The organism is Planktotalea sp., from assembly GCF_018607995.1.
Classification (GTDB): Bacteria; Pseudomonadota; Alphaproteobacteria; order Rhodobacterales; family Rhodobacteraceae; genus Planktotalea.
In genome coordinates this window covers 70,376-87,283 of sequence record NZ_JABBAL010000003.1, presented here as the reverse complement: position 1 = coordinate 87,283, position 16,908 = coordinate 70,376, and the positions used below count along the sequence as shown (strand labels likewise).

The following is a 16,908-nucleotide window of genomic DNA, read 5'->3' as shown; positions in this document are numbered from 1 at the left end:
AACGCCTGCCCTTTCAACTCTCGATCTAGAGCGCTACATCTGACCCAAGCGACAAGGAAATGTTATGACAGAGATCACACTTGTACGGCATGGGCAGGCCAATTCTAATAGCACTGACGAGCATGGGTATGACAGGTTAAGCCCGCTTGGCCACGAACAAGCAGCGTGGCTTGGCACACACTTGCGCGACACACATAGAGCGTTTGACAGCGTCTATTGCGGTACTTTGCGTCGTCATATCGAAACGGCTTCTGGCATGCAGGCAGCAAAATATGCGCCAGTTACCCAAGATGCGCGCCTGAACGAACTCGCTTATTTTGACCTGTCCAACGCTTTTGAGGCCTATAGCGGACAGCCCATTCCAAAGCAGCAGGCAGAGTTCGTCGCGCATATGCCACGTCTGTTTGAGGCATGGATGGACGGGCACCTGCAGAATATCCCCGAAAGTTTCGCAAGCTTCGAAGACCGCGTGAGCCAAGCCATCGAGGACATCAGCGCGCGCCGTGACCGCGCTTTGGTCATCACATCGGGTGGTGTCATCGGCTTGATAACACGCCAGGTTCTTAGCCTTGATACTGACAATTACGCGCGGATCTGCATGTCGATCATGAACTCATCGACACATCGGTTTACAAAAATTGGGCCAAAGCTGTCGCTGTCCCAGTTCAACAACATCTCACATCTTGAACAAGTTGGGCGCCATCACGCGCAAACTCATATTTAGAGAGGCTGTTGCATGACACATCTCTGGGTGCGCGCGGAACAGCGCGAAAATGAAGAACGCGTTGGGGTGACGCCTGCTGGCGCTGCCGAATTGCTTAAAGCAGGGGTTCAGGTCACGATTGAGCAGAGCACCGTGCGCGCTATCGGGATTGAAGGTTACCAAGCAGCCGGATGCATCATCGCGCCAGAGAACAGCTGGCCCTCAGCCCCAAGCAATGCCATAATCTTTGGCCTGAAAGAGCTGCCAGAGGACAGCACACGCCTCACCCATTGCCACATTATGTTCGGTCATGCCTACAAAGGCCAATCATCAGGGCGCGTTCTGCTCGATCGTTTCAAAGCCAGTAACGGCACATTGTATGATCTTGAATACCTTGTTGACCAGGCGGGTAAACGTGTCGCTGCGTTCGGGTATTGGGCGGGTTATGCAGGGGCTGCCGTTGCTCTGCGCTGCTGGTTCGCGCAACAAAGGAACGAAACGGCGGGACCTGTAAGCGTTTTCAAAAGTTCCGATGCGCTACTTGAAGATTTGCAAGAACACATGGCTCAGCACGATCAAACGAAACTTAATGCGCTTATCATCGGCGCCCTTGGCCGCGTTGGAACAGGTGCGGCTGACCTCTTTAGTGCACTCGATATTCCTGCAACCAAATGGGACATAGCAGAGACCATCAATGGCGGGCCATTCCCGCAAGTCCTTGAACACGCCCTCTTTTTGAATTGCATCCTTGCGTGCCCCGGCACGCCAGTCTTTGTACCGGAAAGCGCAAAAACTGACGCGCGCAAACTTACGGTGATTGGCGATATTTCCTGTGATACCGGCAGCGACTTATCTCCAATCAAGGTCTATGATCGCACAACAACGTGGGCCGAACCCGCCTTGCGTGTGCATGATGTGCCGCCTCTCGATGTGACTGCAATCGACAATCTTCCCTCAATGCTGCCCGTTGAAAGCTCCGAGGATTATGCGAGGCAATTACTCCCCTCTCTGCTGACCCTCACCGACTTAGCATCAGGTGTTTGGGCGCGAGCAGAGGCGACGTTTCACAAACATCTTTAAGCAAATAGACGGTAGTACATACAATCCGGCATGAACTGGCTTAGGCGGAAGACCCACGAAAAGGCGCGTGGGAAACTTTTCTTGAATCGATCCGAATTCATCAGTTCAAACATCTCATTCGCGGCCTCTACAGGTTCCATTATGAAAGGCATGTTGAAATTGTTTTTCTCGGTCAAACGCGTCTTGATGAACCCCGGATTGGCGAGCTGCACATCGATCCCACTGCCACGTAGATCAGCGTACATGCTTTCTGCCAAAGCCATCGTACCTGCCTTGGACGCCGCATAGCCAATTGCGCCGGGCAAGCCACGAAAACCAGATAGCGAACCGGTGATCACAAGGTGGCCCGAGCCACGTTTTTGCATCATTGGCATCACGGATCCCATCACACGAATGGCGCCCGTGAAGTTAATGTCTGCCATCGCCTCCGCTAGGCTCGCGTCCCAATTTTGCGATGTCATCGGCCAGTAAACGCCCGCCAGGAAGACGACGCCATCGACATCACCGACAGCCTGAGCTGCCACTTCAACGCTTGCGCGATCACTAACATCGACAACCTGCGACGAGACGTTACCGGGCAATTCAGAAACAAGCGCATTTAGCTTATCTTGCGAACGTGCCGAGATGATAACCTCCACCCCTGCACACGCCAGTTGATGCGCCAAAGCTGCGCCTAAACCTTCACTGGCCCCGACAAGCCAATACCGTTTACCCGACCACTCTCTCACGCCACTTCCTTCTTTCTCATTGTTGCAACCAACTCCGCGACCTTGAACCCGAACTTGCGGAACTGGCTACGGTTCACGATTGATCCGTTGGGTGCCAGATACATCCAATCGATCGTATCGAGCACATGCCCACCTGCTTCATCCGGGAGCTTGATGCGATATTTCAACTGCACCGCAGAGCCTGTTTGCGTGCCCGAGCCGGTCCCGATCACATCCGGTGCTTCTGCCCTAATTGCACCGTCATTGCCAAGCGTTAGGTGCCATTCACGGTTCTGTACCGTGCCGCTATCGTAGCGAAACTCTTCACGCATATAGCCTTTGTTGCCATCCCATTCCGCCTCAAAATTTCCCACGAAACGCGATGTGACTCTGCCAGTAGGGCCATAGATTACACCTTCGCATTCAATCGGACCATTCAGGTGCTCACGCAGATCAAACTGGGGATCATTCTTGGCGTAATCCAGTGGGCTTTGCGCTGCAAAATCCAAGTACTTCGTCTTGAGATGGTTGAATACAAGCATAAAAGCTACACCCAGTAACACGTATCCAATCGCTTCCATATCGTTATCCCTTTTCTAGCTGAGTTGTCGCAAGCAACGCGATAGCAAGGCATTTCAACCCGCAAGGCACAGCCGCGTATAGTAACGTCAAAAGCCAAAGCGAGGCTTCGGTATTTTCGCTGCCAGAGGTAAATCCGGTCCGCTCCAACATCGGAAGCAAAACGACAGCCGCAAACGCAAGCGACAGTTTCGACACCAGTGCCCAAAGGCCAAAACCCTCAGCAGCGTTCGGCGCGATTTTTGCCATGCGTGTGGCGAAAGCCGCAGGCAAAAGAGTGAGGTCCGCACCCATCGCAGCGCCAGTAGCGACGCAAACGAGCGCAAACAAAAAAGTGTCGCCAGAACCGAGCGTAATAGCGGAGGCAAAGGCAAAAACAGCAAGGGTCATCGCAACCAAAAGCACGGGCTTAATCCCATATTTATGCGCTAAAATACCCCAAATTGGTGCTGCAACAGCCGCGCTTATGAAGAAAAGTAGCAGCAAAGCGCCTTCTTGACCGGGGGCTGCAAGGCGGCTTTCCACGAAGAAAAGAAACAACGTTGAACTGACCGCGACTGGAGCTGCGTTGACTAAAGCGATCAGAAGCAGTCTTCGCGCCTGTGTGTCTTGAAGGATCACCCGAAATCCGGGTCCCGCATCAGGCTTAGCATTGCCCCATTCGCGGCGCATCAGCAGGACGGCCAACAGACCCAACACTGCGAATGCGATAGCAAAGACCGTGAACTCTGCGTCCATGTAGGGCAAGAAGACAAACGGTGCGATAGATGCGGCACACACACCCAAAAGCGCGCCTGTTTCACGCCAACGCGCGAGTTTTAGGTGACCACCAGCAGCCATCGTATCTGCTTTGTCAACACCTTGGGCGTAAAAGGAAATCGTCAGAAAGCTGAACGCGGAAAACACCAACGTAAGCATCATCACAAACCACAAAACGGGCGAGAACACCGGCGTAATTGCAAACAATCCCAGCATCCCACCGCACATCACCACAACTCCAAGCGCAACGGCCTTTCCTCGCGCGGAGGCTGTCATCGCTGCAAGCTTGCCAAGCAGCGGATCCTGCACCACATCGAGCAAGCGCAGCGCGAATAACACGGCGCCTAGCGCGCCCAGTGAAACGCCAAATTCGTCTACATAAAACTTGGGCGCGTGGATGTAGATCGGCAAGCCCGCCGCCGACAACAATGCGGCAAACACTGCATAGCCACCCAATGCGGATACCCGCGTGTCATGTGAAACAGCCACTACCATCACGAGACTTCGCGCGTGGGTGGTTCTGGTCGGTTACGAAAACCTGCGCCTTTCCACCAAAGTTTCAGTGCTTGCCAATGGATCAGTCCTAACACGCGGCGCGATCCAAACGGGCGTTTCATACAGAACCCAAGGATACTCGCGTTGCTCAGCGGTGCCCGCGGCCCTGTGAGCGTGGCGATCAAGCCACCTTGTTGGCTCGTGTAATCGATAAAAATCCCAACACGCGTTTCGGAAATATCAAAGCGAAATTTGTATCCGCCTTCGATGGGCTGGAACGGAGACACATGCATCAGTTTGCGCGACTTCAAACGATCGCTAGGCGCAATTGGCCGCAAATCATCATGGTAACACAAGTAGCTATGACGATCCCCGTATGTGTTCGTCACCTCAGAGATCACGGCGCAAAGCTGGTCTTGATCGTTATGGATAAGCCAAAAGCAGACCGGATTAAACACATGACCAAGCACGCGTGGTTGGGTCAAAAGGAGAATCGTGCCACTCAACGCGACCTCGTTCGCATTGAGCACCCCACGCACCCATTTTACGCCATGCCCCGCCTTAGGCACGCCTCCATGATCGCAGTCAAAAACTGCTGTTACATTGCGCGCATTGCGGGAGAACAACGAAGGCCTAGCACTCGTCTTGTCCATATCAAGCAATACATAGTCCACGCGATACCGAAACGCATTGGCGATATCACCTTTGCGTCCATGAAACGTGTGGCCAGCAATGTGCTGCGCTTGATTCATTGCGCCGCAATCATCGCAGCTGCGTCATCGCGCAATGCATTTACCACGTTGACCGCACTTGAAAGGCCATCTTCATGAAAGCCGTTTTTCATCCACGCGCCACAGAACCAAGTGTTATTCGAACCATTCAAGGCAGCTACGTCGCGCTGACCATCCAAAGCCGTCAGATCGAATACAGGGTGACGCAATGTCACTTGATCATAGATCAACTCTTCACGGATCGTGCGTGTGGTGTTTAGCGTCACAAAATGCGGATCATTTGCCGGAATCGGCTGAAGCGAATTCATCCAATAGGTCAGATCAATCCGTTCATTAGTTTTGCTTTCGTCCTCTGTATAATTCCATGAGGACCAGCACACCTTGCGCTTTGGCATAACAGAAGCGTCAGCGTGCAAAATGATGTCATTCGGCTGATACGTGATCTTTGCCAACGCAGCACTTTCTGCTTCTGTTGGGTCAGCGAGCAAGCGAAGGCTATCATCGGAATGCGTAGCAAAAATGACCTCATCAAATGCCTCCCAATCTCCGCCCAAAGCTTTAACTCCGACACTTCCATTAACACGGCGCACCGCATCAATCGGACAGCCGAGTCGCAGCGCGACACCTTTAGCACGCAACGACGTCTCGACGCGGCGCACATATTCGGTAGACCCGCCTTTGACCGTGTACCATTGATGTTGGCCTGTCACGCCAAGCAGCGCATGGTTTTTAAAGAAATCCATCATCGCGTAGGCGGGGAAATCCATGATTTTATCCGTTGGTGTCGACCAAATCGCACCAGACAAAGGGGCGAGATAATAGTCACTGAAATATCGACCAACATCGAGATTTTCAAGGAATGTGCCAATCGTCCAATTGAGATTTGCGGCGGCGAGATCATAGCCCTTGCCATTAAAGCGATGGATATCACGCAACATTCGCAAGAAGCGAGGATTAAGCGCATTCTTGCCTTGCGCGAAAACAGCGCGCACTGACGCAAGCCCATACTCCAATCGCCCACCATCGATCGAGGCTCCAAAGCTCATACTTGATGGAACAACTGGCACATCCAGCTCTTCAAAGAGCGCAGCCAAGTGAGGGTAGTTCGCGTAATTGAAAACGATAAAGCCCGTATCTACCGGCTGATTACCACTCGCACCTGCGATGATCGTGCGCGCATGACCGCCCAAGCGCGCCTCTGCTTCAAACACGGTGACGCGGTGATCACTGCCGAGCATGTGCGCGGCACCGAGACCAGATATCCCTGCCCCAATCACGGCAATATTTTTCTGCGGCAGGCTGCCGTTGAGTGTTGGCATTCGTTGAGCTCCAAAGATAGATTGGCTAAGTAGTTATGAGAGAATACGCAGCTTCGCACTATTTGGATGCAAAAGAAGAAAAAAATAACATGTGAGTGATCCACTCCCCTACGCGGCGCGTATCATTAGATATTGTCACACGTCAGTGTCTCGGATTCGATCCATGTACTCAAAATCCGGTACTCTAACCACATTTGGACCGTACGACTTTAAAGACTGGCCAGGACGACAGTGACGTGAATAAGACGAACAACGACTGGACCGCGCAAATTTATGCGATCAGGGACACGCAGGATCAGGCAGCTTTTGCCGAACTGTTCGCCCATTTTGCACCGCGTGTGAAAGGCTTTTTGATGAAAAGCGGCGCGGATGCGTCATTGGCAGAGGAATGTACACAAGAGGTGATGGCCACCATATGGCGCAAAGCACATATGTTCGATCCTAGCCGCGCAAGCGCGGCGACTTGGATTTTTACGATTGCGCGGAATCGTAAGATTGACGCATTACGCAAGCAACGTCGGCCAGAACCGGAAGACCTTCCTTGGGGCCCCGAAGCTGAACCCGATCAGGCAGAAGCCATCGGTTTGAAACAAGAGACAGAACAGTTGGCAATTGCGATCAAGGAATTGCCAGAAAAACAGAGGATTTTGGTTGAGCAAGCCTATTTTGGTGACCTTTCGCATAGTGAAATTGCAGAAATTACAGGCCTCCCACTGGGCACAATCAAATCCCGCATTAGGTTAGCGCTAGAGCGTTTGCGCCACGCAATGAAGTGATGAACATGACAGATACGATTAAACACCACCTGACGCCCGAAATCTTGATGGCGTATTCCGCTGGAACCTTGCCAGAGGCGTTCGGCCTTGTTGTGGCGACCCATGTGTCCATGTGCGATGTTTGTCGCGCGGAGTTGGATAGCTATGACGCTGTTGGCGGTGCTGTGATGGAGGATGCCACGACAGCTGATTTGTCCAGTGATGCGCTGGCCGCGACGATGAAGCTTATTTCTGAGGGCAACATTACGCCAGAAGCGCCGCGTCGTTCAACTGGGACGCTCCCAAGCCCTTTGCAGGACTACGTCGGCGGCGATATTTCCGCGATCAAATGGAAGCCACTCGGTATGGGCGTCAAACAGGCGATGTTGCCAACATCCAAAGCTGCGACAGCACGCTTGCTCTACATTCCTGCAGGTGCTGCTGTACCTGACCACGGACACCAGGGCACAGAAATGACACTTGTTCTTCAAGGCGCGTTTGTGGACGAGGAAGATCGTTTCGCACGCGGCGATGTTGAGGTCGCAAACGAAGATATGGAGCACACGCCAATCGCTGATATGGGCGAGGATTGCATTTGCTTGGCCGTTACCGATGCGCCGCTGAAATTCAACGCGTTTATTCCACGTCTCGCACAGCGTTTCTTGCGGATCTAAATGTCTTCGTGGCAAGCAGAGGCATGCACCACGAGACCTTCTTCATAGACAAACAGCGTGTCTGCGGCACACACGGCGCGGTTATTTAGGTATGTGATCACCACCATCTGATGATCTTTGAAGATATGCTGAACATTGTACTTGAGGTCTGGCTGCTTCTTCAATGCAAGCCCCCAATAGGTGCGCAAAGCTTCTGTACAATAAAGTTCACCAGCGCCAGCCAAGGCTAAAGCTTTGCGAGAGCGAAAGCAAATTTCATTGCTGTAGTGCGATAAAATGCGATCTAAATCGTGGCTGTTCCAAGCGGCCTCTCACTTGAGCGCGAAGGCATCATGGTCAACGCTCAATTTTTGGCCCCGAGTTTGTGATCGTAACAACTGTTGGGTTCGGCTCAGGCGCAAGTTCTTCAAAATCAAAATTATCAAGTCTGCGCGCACGACGCCCCGCTTTATCAGCGCTTATCTTGATCTCTGAAATATCCTTCGCCGCCTGTCCAAAATGGCGATCAAGGTTTTCAACACGCGTGCCTAAACGCTCTACGTCTTTGAACAAATTGCCTAGTTCACGACGGATCGCGCCCGCTTGTTCTTGCATGCGCGAGTCTTTCAGAATGGCGCGCATCGTATTCAAAGTTGCCATGCAAGTCGTCGGTGACACGATCCAAACACGCGCCGCAAACCCTTCGCGTACAAGCTCTGGGAAGTTTGCATGCAGCTCTGCGTAAACCGCTTCCGATGGAAGGAACATCAAAGCACCATCAGCGGTTTCACCGTCTAGGATATATTTCTCTGAAATCGCCTTGATATGCGCCTTTACGGAGGCCCGCATCATGCGCGCCGCCTCGTTCAATTCATGCTGGGTTTCAGCATTGCGAAGTGCCTCATAGGCTTCCAAGGGAAACTTGCTATCTACCACAATCGGACCCGGAGGGTTCGGCAAATGGATCAAGCAATCCGCGCGCTTGCCGTTCGAAAGCGTCGCTTGCCACGTGTAGCTATCCGCAGGCAGCGCCTTTCCAACGATGTCCTTTAGTTGGATTTCCCCAAAGGCCCCGCGCGTTTGTTTATTGCTAAGGATATCTTGCAGGCTCAACACATCACCCGAGAGTTTTGTGATATTATCTTGAGCCTTATCAATCGCTTGTAGACGCAGCTGCAATTCGCCAAGGCTTTGCGCTGTGCGCCGTGCCGACCCTTGCAAGTTCTCGTTCATCGTCCCACTGACTTGGCTCAGGCGCTGCTCCATCAGCTGTAACATATTCGTTTGCGAGGCGGCTTGCGCCTCTGAGACATGGTTCAAACCACCGGCGAGCTGTTGCTGCCCATCGGAAATAGACTGCACACGTTGACCCAACATGCCCATCTGATTGGCCAAAGGTTCCACCAAACGCGCACCACGTCCTGCAGCGCGAAGCGCCATAATCAACAGCACAAAAATCAACAAAAACGCCAACACAGCCGCAATCGCGGCTAACACAAACGGGTCTTCAAAATCAATCGTCATCACGTCCGTCCAAACAGCCGTTCAATGTCAGCGAGCTTTAGTTCCACATAGGTCGGGCGTCCATGATTGCATTGGCCCGAATGCGGCGTCGCTTCCATTTCACGCAAAAGCGCATTCATTTCCTCACCGCGCATACGACGACCAGAGCGTATCGAGCCATGGCAGGCAACACGACTTAGGATCGCTTCGATCTTGGCTTGCACAGCGATGCTTTCGCCCTGATCCGAAAGTTCGTCCAAGATGTCGAGGAGCATGGCCTTTGAATTCACTTCACCCAAAATCGCAGGCGTTTCGCGCACAGCTATTGCGCCGCCACCAAAACGCTCAATGCCGAGACCAAAGCGGTCAAGGTCGCTCGCAATCTCCATCAAGCGCGCGCAATCGCCATCAGAGATTTCGACAATCTCAGGGATCAGAAGTGCTTGCGCTGCAACACCGTTCTCAGCCATTTGGGTCTTGAGTTTTTCATAGACCAACCGCTCGTGGGCCGCGTGTTGATCGACGATCACCATCCCATCGCTTGTCTGCGCGATAATGTAATTCTCATGCACCTGCCCACGTGCAGCGCCCAGCGGGAATTGCTCTGTAGGTGTGTCTTCAATCACGGGCTCGACACGACTAAACACGGCCGCAGTTTCTTCAAACCCTGCTGTCTCAAATCCAGGTGCGTGCGCTGGATAGCTCGCGCGCATAGCCCCCCGCAAGGGACGATCCATCTGATACACGCGCGCGGGGCCAGTTACTTCAGGTCGCATGGCACCCAAAGTCGCATCAGCCAAAGTCGTAGACGCGCGATGACCCGCATCGGCCAAAGCATGACGCAGCGCAGATACAATCAAACCACGCGCCAAACCCGGATCTCGAAAACGCACCTCTGACTTTGCAGGATGCACATTCACATCGACCAATTGTGGATCACAATCGAGGAAAAGAGCCGCAGCTGGATGACGATCACGTGAGAGGAAATCGAAATAAGCGCCACGCAAAGCACCGTAGAGAAGCTTGTCACGCACAGGACGGCCATTCACGAACAGATACTGCGTGACGGCAGAGCCGCGCGAGTAAGTCGGCAGGGCCGAGAAACCCGTCAGGTGCAGACCTTCGCGTTCTGCTTCGATGCGCAGGGAATTATCCGCGAACTCTTTGCCAATGATCTGAGCAAGTCGCCCATGAAGCGCATCAAACAGATCGCCGTTTTCCGCATCCACTCGGAACGTCACGCGACCTTCGCCACCACCCGTCACATCGCGCAGCGTAAATCCGACAAACGGCTCCGCCATGGCGAGGCGCTTGATAACATCTGAAATCGCTTGGGATTCCGCGCGATCCGTGCGCATGAATTTAAGACGCGCAGGCGTGGCAAAGAACAGATCGCGCAACTCAACAACCGTACCTTTGGACAAAGCCGCAGGTTTCACTGGGCTCATAGCACCGCCGTTCACGGCAATCTCATGCGCATCATGCCCCGCTGCACGCGAGGTGATTGTCAGACGTCCGACAGCGCCGAGCGAGGGCAACGCCTCTCCGCGAAATCCGAACGTATGAATGTTGAGCAGATCACTGCCATCAATCTTGGAAGTCGCATGACGTGACAGCGCGAGCGGCAGAGCGTCGGGAACAATCCCGCACCCATCATCAACAACACGGATCAGCGTTTTGCCACCATCAGCATAGGCCACTTCGATCCGATGCGCACCCGCATCAATTGCGTTTTCAACCAACTCCTTAACCGCAGAGGCAGGACGTTCGACAACCTCACCTGCTGCAATACGGTTGATCGCAGCGTCGTCAAGTTGACGAATAACAGGCTGTGTATCGCTCATGTTGGGGGCAAGTTTGCTCATACCGCTACTAATAGCATAGAAGTCGGCGATTCTGCCACGTCTCAAAACGGCGTTAACCAACAAAATAACCCAAGCATTTCTGCTCGGGCTAAGGTCTTAAAAATTAGGGAAGTTAACCTTTCGAGAATTCAGGATAGGCTTCCATGCCCAGCTCGCTCATGTCGAGACCAGTGATCTCGGCTTCTGCGCTGACACGGATGCCGACTGTCGCCTTCAGGATGAACCAAACCACACCAGATACAACAAAGGTAAAGATGCCGACCACGAGGATGGAGTAAAGTTGAACACCAAGGGAGGCTGCATCGTTCGTGAACACTACCGCAATTGTGCCCCAGATGCCTGCGAACAGGTGGACAGGGATCGCACCAACAACATCGTCGATCTTCAGCTTGTCAAGGAATGGAACCGCGAAGACAACAATCACACCACCCACAGCACCGATAAGGGTTGCTACACCAAGGGAAGGTGTCAAAGGCTCAGCCGTGATGGACACAAGGCCCGCAAGTGCGCCGTTCAGAACCATCGTCAGGTCAGGCTTCTTATAGAGAAGCTGTGTCAGGATCATCGCAGTGATTGCACCACCAGCCGCAGCTGCGTTTGTGTTGGAGAAGATGCGGGAGATGTCAGCAATGTTCGCAGCGCTGTCCATATAAAGCTGGGAGCCACCGTTAAAGCCGAACCAACCTAGCCACAGGATGAACGTACCAAGCGTTGCAAGTGTCAGGTTGGAACCTGGCATTGGAACAGTACGGCCATCTTTGTATTTGCCGATACGTGGACCAAGGATAAGCGCGCCAGCAAGGGCTGCCCAGCCACCAACAGAATGTACAACCGTGGAACCCGCGAAGTCCTGGAAACCCATGCCATCAAGGAAACCACCGCCCCATTTCCAGCTTGCCTGGATTGGGTAGATAAGGCCAACAAGGACTATCGTGAACACGAGGAAAGGCCAAAGTTTTATACGCTCCGCCAATGCACCCGACACTATCGACGCTGTCGCCGCGCAGAACATCAACTGAAAGAAGAAGTCGGAACCGACAGAAGCATAAGTCAGATCAGGCTCTGTACCCTCCAAACCAACTGGTTCCAACGCCGTTGGTGAAAACGCACCAAGCACGCCAGTGATCGACCAACCATCGCCCGGGTACATCAAATTGTAGCCGATGAAATAGTAAACAATCGTCGCAAGCGAGAAGAGACCCATGTTCTTTGTCAATTGCATCGTCACGTTTTTACCGCGCACAAGACCCGCCTCGAGCATCGCAAAACCAGCGGCCATGAAGAAGACCAGAAAGCCCGCAACAAGGAACATAAATGTCGTGAAGATAAAGCCGATCTCAGCATTTGTCGGCGTTGTATCCGCCTCTTGTGAAAGCCCCAAACTCGGGAGCATCACTAACAGCGCGGTTGCACTCAAAAGTGTCGTCTTTTTCATATCCGTATCCTTCAAAATGCGCGCTTAGATCGCGTCGTTATTTGTTTCGCCTGTGCGCACGCGCACGGCCTGTGCCACGTCGAGCACGAAAATTTTGCCATCGCCGATTTTGCCAGTACGCGCTGTATTTGTGATCGTCTCAACCACTTGGTCGGCCATGTCGGCACCAATGACGATTTCCAGCTTAACTTTTGGCACAAAGTTCACGGCATATTCCGCACCGCGGTAAATCTCTGTATGCCCGGATTGCGCGCCGAAGCCTTTTATTTCTGTCACCATCATGCCGCGCACGCCAATATCTGTGAGCGCTTCACGGACGTCCTCCAGCTTGAATGGTTTGATTGTTGCTATGATGAGTTTCACTTGAAAACCTTTCGTAAGTGCGAGGGTCGAATCCCTCGGATCCGCCTACAGCAGAACGCGCATGAGGATGAGTTGGAAGAAAGTCGCCCAGCATTAGAAGAGTTTTTGAGGTAAAAAGCCTAAAAATTAGTCTTAAATATTTATTTGCCTATTTTTTAATCAAATATGTTTTGCAAATCTATGCTCAACATCTTCGGCGCGACACGGTATCATCGGAACGAAGAGATCCGAGCAGGTTCATTAAATGGTTCAAAAGAAACGCGGGAAATCTCCGCTTGTCGCTGAAAGGCGATATGGCAGAGCAAAACCTGCGAAGAAAAAAGTAGTAAAACCACGCAAGAAACGCGCGGCACGCAAGCCAATGCGCGGCCCAATTGGCTGGATAGTCACGCTGTTTCGCTGGATCGTTCGGCTTATCTGGGGCTTCACTTGGCGTATTGGGTTTGTCACCGCTGTCATTCTCGGCCTTGCGATCACTTATTTCGTCCTACAACTTCCCGAAGCGAATGATCTTCTTGACGGTCGCGCGCGCGGCTCCGTTACTTTGATGGACCGCAATGGCGAGGTCTTCGCCTGGCGCGGCGATCAATTTGGCGGTGCTATCACCACTGACACCGCCTCCCCGCATCTCACGAACGCGATCATCGCGACGGAAGACAAACGCTTCTATTGGCATCTTGGCGTTAGTCCCCGCGGCATCGCGAGCGCAGTGCGCATTAATCTTCGTGAAGGGCGCGGACCTTTGTCTGGTCATGGTGGTTCAACAATCACCCAACAGACCGCGAAGCTACTGTGCCTCGGAGTGCCCTATGACAACAAAACATGGAAAAGCGAAAAAGAATACGAGGCCGATTGCCGACGCACGACCATGTGGCGCAAAGCCAAAGAAGCACTGTTCGCAATGGCGATGGAGGTCAAATACACCAAGGACGACATCCTCAACATCTACATGAACCGTGCTTTCCTTGGCGCTGGCGCACGTGGGTTTGAAGCTGCGAGCAAACGTTACTTCGGCAAATCAGGCGCGGATATCAATGCGGCAGAGGCAGCAATGCTCGCAGGTCTATTGAAGGCACCAACACGCTATGCCCCCACGAATAATCTACAACGCTCGCAAGAGCGCGCCTCCGTCATAATCGGGCTTATGGCTGATCAGGGATACCTTAGTCAGAAAGATTCAGACATCGCACGCATTGCGCCTGCACAGCTTTCTGAAGCGGCCCAAGCCAAAGCAGGTGGCGCCTTTGCAGACTGGGTCATGGATAGCGGACCAGAATTCTTTACCCGCGACACCACAGAAGACGTGATTATCAAAACAACGCTGGATCGCCGCCTGCAAGCGGGTGCCGAAGAGGCGTTGACACACATCTTCGACAATAAAGTACGTGAAGGAAGCAAAGCCCAAGCGGCAATTGTTGTTATGAGCGCAGATGGCGCCGTGCGCGCGATGGTCGGCGGACGCAACACCAAGGTTTCTGGAGGTTTCAACCGTGCAACGCACGCAATGCGTCAAACGGGATCGGCTTTTAAACCATTCGTCTATGCAACTGCGCTAGAACTGGGCCATAGCCCGAATGAAATAATCATTGATGCGCCTTTGACGATCAACATCCCCGGCTCCGGCCCTTGGATTCCGAAAAATTACACAAAGGAATTCAAAGGCGCGGTGACTTTGACCGATGCTCTGAAAGATTCGCTCAACATTCCTGCTGTAAAGTTGTTAGAACTTGTGGGGCGAGAAAACGTGCGCAAAGTTGCTAGCGATTTTGGCATTGATAATGATCTTGCAGCAGGCCCCGCACTTGCGCTTGGTGCGTCAGAAAGCACTTTGATCGAGATGACAGGCGCTTACGCCGGCATTCTAAATGGTGGATCGTCTGTTGCTCCTTACGGTCTCGTCGAGTTGAGCTTGCTCGGTGATAGCGAACCTTTGATGGGAAGCGGAGGTGGAATACGCAACCGCGTGATCCGTGATGAGGCGGCAGGAAAACTGATCTACATGATGGAACGTGTGGTGAGCCAAGGCACGGGTCGTCGCGCCGCCCTTCCTGATCGCGAAGCAGCGGGCAAGACTGGCACGACACAAGCCGCGCGCGATGCTTGGTTCATCGGCTTTACTGCGGATTACGTTGCAGGGGTGTGGATGGGCTATGACGACAACACGCCGCTCACGGGCGTGACAGGCGGCGGCCTTCCCGCTGAAATCTGGCGCGAGGTTATGGTCCGTGTACACGAAGGCTTGCCGTCAAAACCACTGCCAATGATCGCCCCTACGCCTGTGCGTCAGCAACCTCAACAACAACGACGCAATGGTGAATTCGAACCGATCCCGACAGATGGCGTCGCCGATACGGTTTTACAACGCGTCCTCAGAAGCTTGGGCGGCAGCCACGGACCAGTTACGCCTCGCAGGCAGCGTAAAGAGATCATCATCGACAGATAAAGAGCTATAGCCGAAGCTTACTTAGCTGTCCGTAGATCAGCGATCATTTTATCAAGATTACCGCCGCGACGATCGATCATCGCACCGATTTCCGTGCGCTCAGTGAGTAGCAGGTTGATGCCCTCAATGAACATATTGAAGAACTTGTCGCGTCCCGTGCGATTGGACACGAGGAAAGTCACAGTGAATGGCGCTTCGTCACGTAGAAACGCAGTCGTTGTCACCTCGAACCAGCTTTTCACAGGACGCACGCTTTTAGCTTCCAAGCGTCCGCCAATAAACTCACGGAAGCGCGCGCCGTATTTGCGCGAAATATAGGTCTGGAACTCGGCCGAGAATTTCTTTTTCTGCGCACCGCTAGCACGGCGACCATCATTGCCCATCGCATAAGCCGCGATATAAGACGTATCACCGTATTTCGCGAAGATGCGTTTGAAATCTTTGTACATCGCTTGCTCAGATTTTCCCGATGCAATGACGCGATTGATCTCGCCAACAAGAGCATCGACCAATTTCTTCGCGCTTACCGTGTCCAGAGCCGCGGCTTGTGTTGGCGCGACTGTAAACGTGGCGAGCGCTGCTCCGATAAGGCCTGTGGCCTTGCGTCGTGAAACTTGTGTCATGCTCAGAACCCTTCTGTATTCAGATCAAACGGGTTGATCTCTTCTGCAGCGTCGCCATCGCCCAACTGGAACCGACGGTTCTGCATAAAAATGCTGCGCGCTTGGCTGTAGCTGTCCGCACTGTTGTAAAGTATAGAATCGAGCGTCTCGGCGTAGCGCCCGCGATCCCCCACCTTTGACGCGACTCCTGCCGCAGTACCAATGTATTTATCCGGGTTCGGCAAAACATAGCTCAAAGGATTGGTGAAGAGATCAACAGCCTTACCGAGTGCGGCTCGCTCCGTGGACGGGCCAACAATCGGTAGTTCGATATATGCGCCTTCTGGCACACCCCAAACATATAGTGTTTGACCAAAGTCGCCGCCAATCTCATTGAGATCAAAATCTCCAGCAACATCGAACAAACCTCCAAACCCAAGGGTCGAGTTAAAAACAAAGCGCATAGAATTGCGGAACGCGCCTTCCACATTGCCCTGCAATAGGTTGTTCACAATTGTGCTTGGCAAGCTCAGGTTAGAGGCGAAGTTGCCAATACCGTCTTCAAGATCATCAGGGATGATCTTGGTGTAGCCGACTCCAACGGGCCGAGCCATCGCCTTGTCCAAAGCATGGTTTAACTCATGCGTTTGCCTGTTATTCGCTTCGTAAGGATCAAAAACGTTGCCCTCAATTTGCCCCGGCCCCGGCTGCGCACAACCGGGAACGAGCGCCGCAAGCGCCAAAAGCAACGCAAGGCGCGTCCAAATCGAAGTCAATAACGTCACAATACCCACCAGCGATAAACTCTTAAACGTCAACTAATATGCCTTGATCGAAGAACCACTGCAAAAGCACCTAAATCCTCAGGTTGTAACTCTGACGTGACAATAATTACAAAAAACCTTCATCAAGCATC

Annotated in this window: 16 protein-coding genes and 1 pseudogene; 5 read left to right on the top strand and 12 right to left on the bottom strand. The window is 52.9% G+C overall.

What is annotated here, in order from left to right; translation table 11 throughout:
• Positions 1 to 64: 64 nt before the first annotated feature.
• Complete coding sequence (locus QZ280_RS01320; RefSeq protein WP_293440384.1) at positions 65 to 724, top strand: histidine phosphatase family protein; 660 nt, start codon at positions 65 to 67, stop codon at positions 722 to 724.
• A 12-nt stretch (positions 725 to 736) separates the two neighbouring features.
• Positions 737 to 1,783, top strand: coding sequence for a saccharopine dehydrogenase (locus tag QZ280_RS01315; protein ID WP_293440382.1), 1,047 nt, complete (start codon positions 737 to 739; stop codon positions 1,781 to 1,783).
• Here QZ280_RS01315 and QZ280_RS01310 read toward each other — a convergent pair.
• The 5 genes from QZ280_RS01310 to QZ280_RS01290 are packed head-to-tail and all read right to left on the bottom strand — an operon-like array spanning position 1,780 to position 6,373.
• Positions 1,780 to 2,511: an SDR family NAD(P)-dependent oxidoreductase gene (locus QZ280_RS01310; protein WP_293440380.1), complete on the bottom strand. Its 732-nt coding sequence runs from the start codon at positions 2,509 to 2,511 to the stop codon at positions 1,780 to 1,782. The two genes, QZ280_RS01315 and QZ280_RS01310, sit on opposite strands and share 4 nt — an antisense overlap.
• Positions 2,508 to 3,071, bottom strand: a complete 564-nt coding sequence (locus tag QZ280_RS01305) for a DUF3833 family protein (protein WP_293440378.1) — start codon at positions 3,069 to 3,071, stop codon at positions 2,508 to 2,510. Before QZ280_RS01305 ends, QZ280_RS01310 begins: the two co-directional genes overlap by 4 nt.
• A gap of 4 nt (positions 3,072 to 3,075) precedes the next feature.
• Entirely contained in the window at positions 3,076 to 4,323 is a 1,248-nt protein-coding gene (locus tag QZ280_RS01300; protein ID WP_293440376.1) for an MFS transporter, read from the bottom strand.
• Entirely contained in the window at positions 4,323 to 5,075 is a 753-nt protein-coding gene (locus QZ280_RS01295; RefSeq protein ID WP_293440375.1) for a DUF1365 domain-containing protein, read from the bottom strand. The genes QZ280_RS01300 and QZ280_RS01295 overlap by 1 nt, the downstream gene beginning before the upstream one ends.
• On the bottom strand, positions 5,072 to 6,373 hold the full coding sequence (locus tag QZ280_RS01290) for an FAD-dependent oxidoreductase (RefSeq protein ID WP_293440374.1): 1,302 nt from the start codon (positions 6,371 to 6,373) through the stop codon (positions 5,072 to 5,074). The genes QZ280_RS01295 and QZ280_RS01290 overlap by 4 nt, the downstream gene beginning before the upstream one ends.
• A gap of 236 nt (positions 6,374 to 6,609) precedes the next feature.
• Here QZ280_RS01290 and QZ280_RS01285 point away from each other — a divergent pair, with 236 nt between their 5' ends.
• Positions 6,610 to 7,149 carry a sigma-70 family RNA polymerase sigma factor gene (locus tag QZ280_RS01285; RefSeq protein WP_293440372.1) on the top strand — a complete coding sequence of 180 codons (540 nt, stop codon included), beginning with the start codon at positions 6,610 to 6,612 and terminating at the stop codon, positions 7,147 to 7,149.
• A gap of 5 nt (positions 7,150 to 7,154) precedes the next feature.
• Positions 7,155 to 7,802: a ChrR family anti-sigma-E factor gene (locus QZ280_RS01280; RefSeq protein ID WP_293440370.1), complete on the top strand. Its 648-nt coding sequence runs from the start codon at positions 7,155 to 7,157 to the stop codon at positions 7,800 to 7,802.
• Here the strand turns inward: QZ280_RS01280 and QZ280_RS01275 are convergent.
• The 5 genes and pseudogenes from QZ280_RS01275 to QZ280_RS01255 form a co-directional block, all read right to left on the bottom strand.
• Positions 7,799 to 8,098: pseudogene (locus QZ280_RS01275) on the bottom strand (nuclear transport factor 2 family protein); the annotation flags it as partial. The gene QZ280_RS01280 and the pseudogene QZ280_RS01275 overlap by 4 nt on opposite strands.
• Before the next feature lie 40 nt (positions 8,099 to 8,138).
• Entirely contained in the window at positions 8,139 to 9,305 is a 1,167-nt protein-coding gene (gene rmuC, locus QZ280_RS01270) for a DNA recombination protein RmuC (RefSeq protein WP_293440368.1), read from the bottom strand.
• A complete protein-coding gene (gene mutL / locus QZ280_RS01265) occupies positions 9,305 to 11,149 on the bottom strand; it encodes a DNA mismatch repair endonuclease MutL (RefSeq protein WP_293440366.1) in 1,845 nt (614 codons plus the stop codon). The genes rmuC and mutL overlap by 1 nt, the downstream gene beginning before the upstream one ends.
• Before the next feature lie 112 nt (positions 11,150 to 11,261).
• Positions 11,262 to 12,584 carry an ammonium transporter gene (locus QZ280_RS01260; RefSeq protein WP_293440364.1) on the bottom strand — a complete coding sequence of 441 codons (1,323 nt, stop codon included), beginning with the start codon at positions 12,582 to 12,584 and terminating at the stop codon, positions 11,262 to 11,264.
• Positions 12,585 to 12,608: 24 nt separating this feature from the next.
• Positions 12,609 to 12,947, bottom strand: a complete 339-nt coding sequence (locus tag QZ280_RS01255) for a P-II family nitrogen regulator (protein WP_072629553.1) — start codon at positions 12,945 to 12,947, stop codon at positions 12,609 to 12,611.
• A gap of 244 nt (positions 12,948 to 13,191) precedes the next feature.
• Between QZ280_RS01255 and QZ280_RS01250 the strand changes: the two genes are divergently transcribed.
• Entirely contained in the window at positions 13,192 to 15,390 is a 2,199-nt protein-coding gene (locus QZ280_RS01250) for a transglycosylase domain-containing protein (protein ID WP_293440362.1), read from the top strand.
• 17 nt (positions 15,391 to 15,407) lie between these two features.
• Here the strand turns inward: QZ280_RS01250 and QZ280_RS01245 are convergent, their stop codons facing one another.
• Positions 15,408 to 16,013: an ABC transporter substrate-binding protein gene (locus QZ280_RS01245; RefSeq protein WP_293440360.1), complete on the bottom strand. Its 606-nt coding sequence runs from the start codon at positions 16,011 to 16,013 to the stop codon at positions 15,408 to 15,410.
• A 2-nt stretch (positions 16,014 to 16,015) separates the two neighbouring features.
• Complete coding sequence (locus QZ280_RS01240; protein WP_293440358.1) at positions 16,016 to 16,777, bottom strand: VacJ family lipoprotein; 762 nt, start codon at positions 16,775 to 16,777, stop codon at positions 16,016 to 16,018.
• Positions 16,778 to 16,908: the final 131 nt, after the last annotated feature.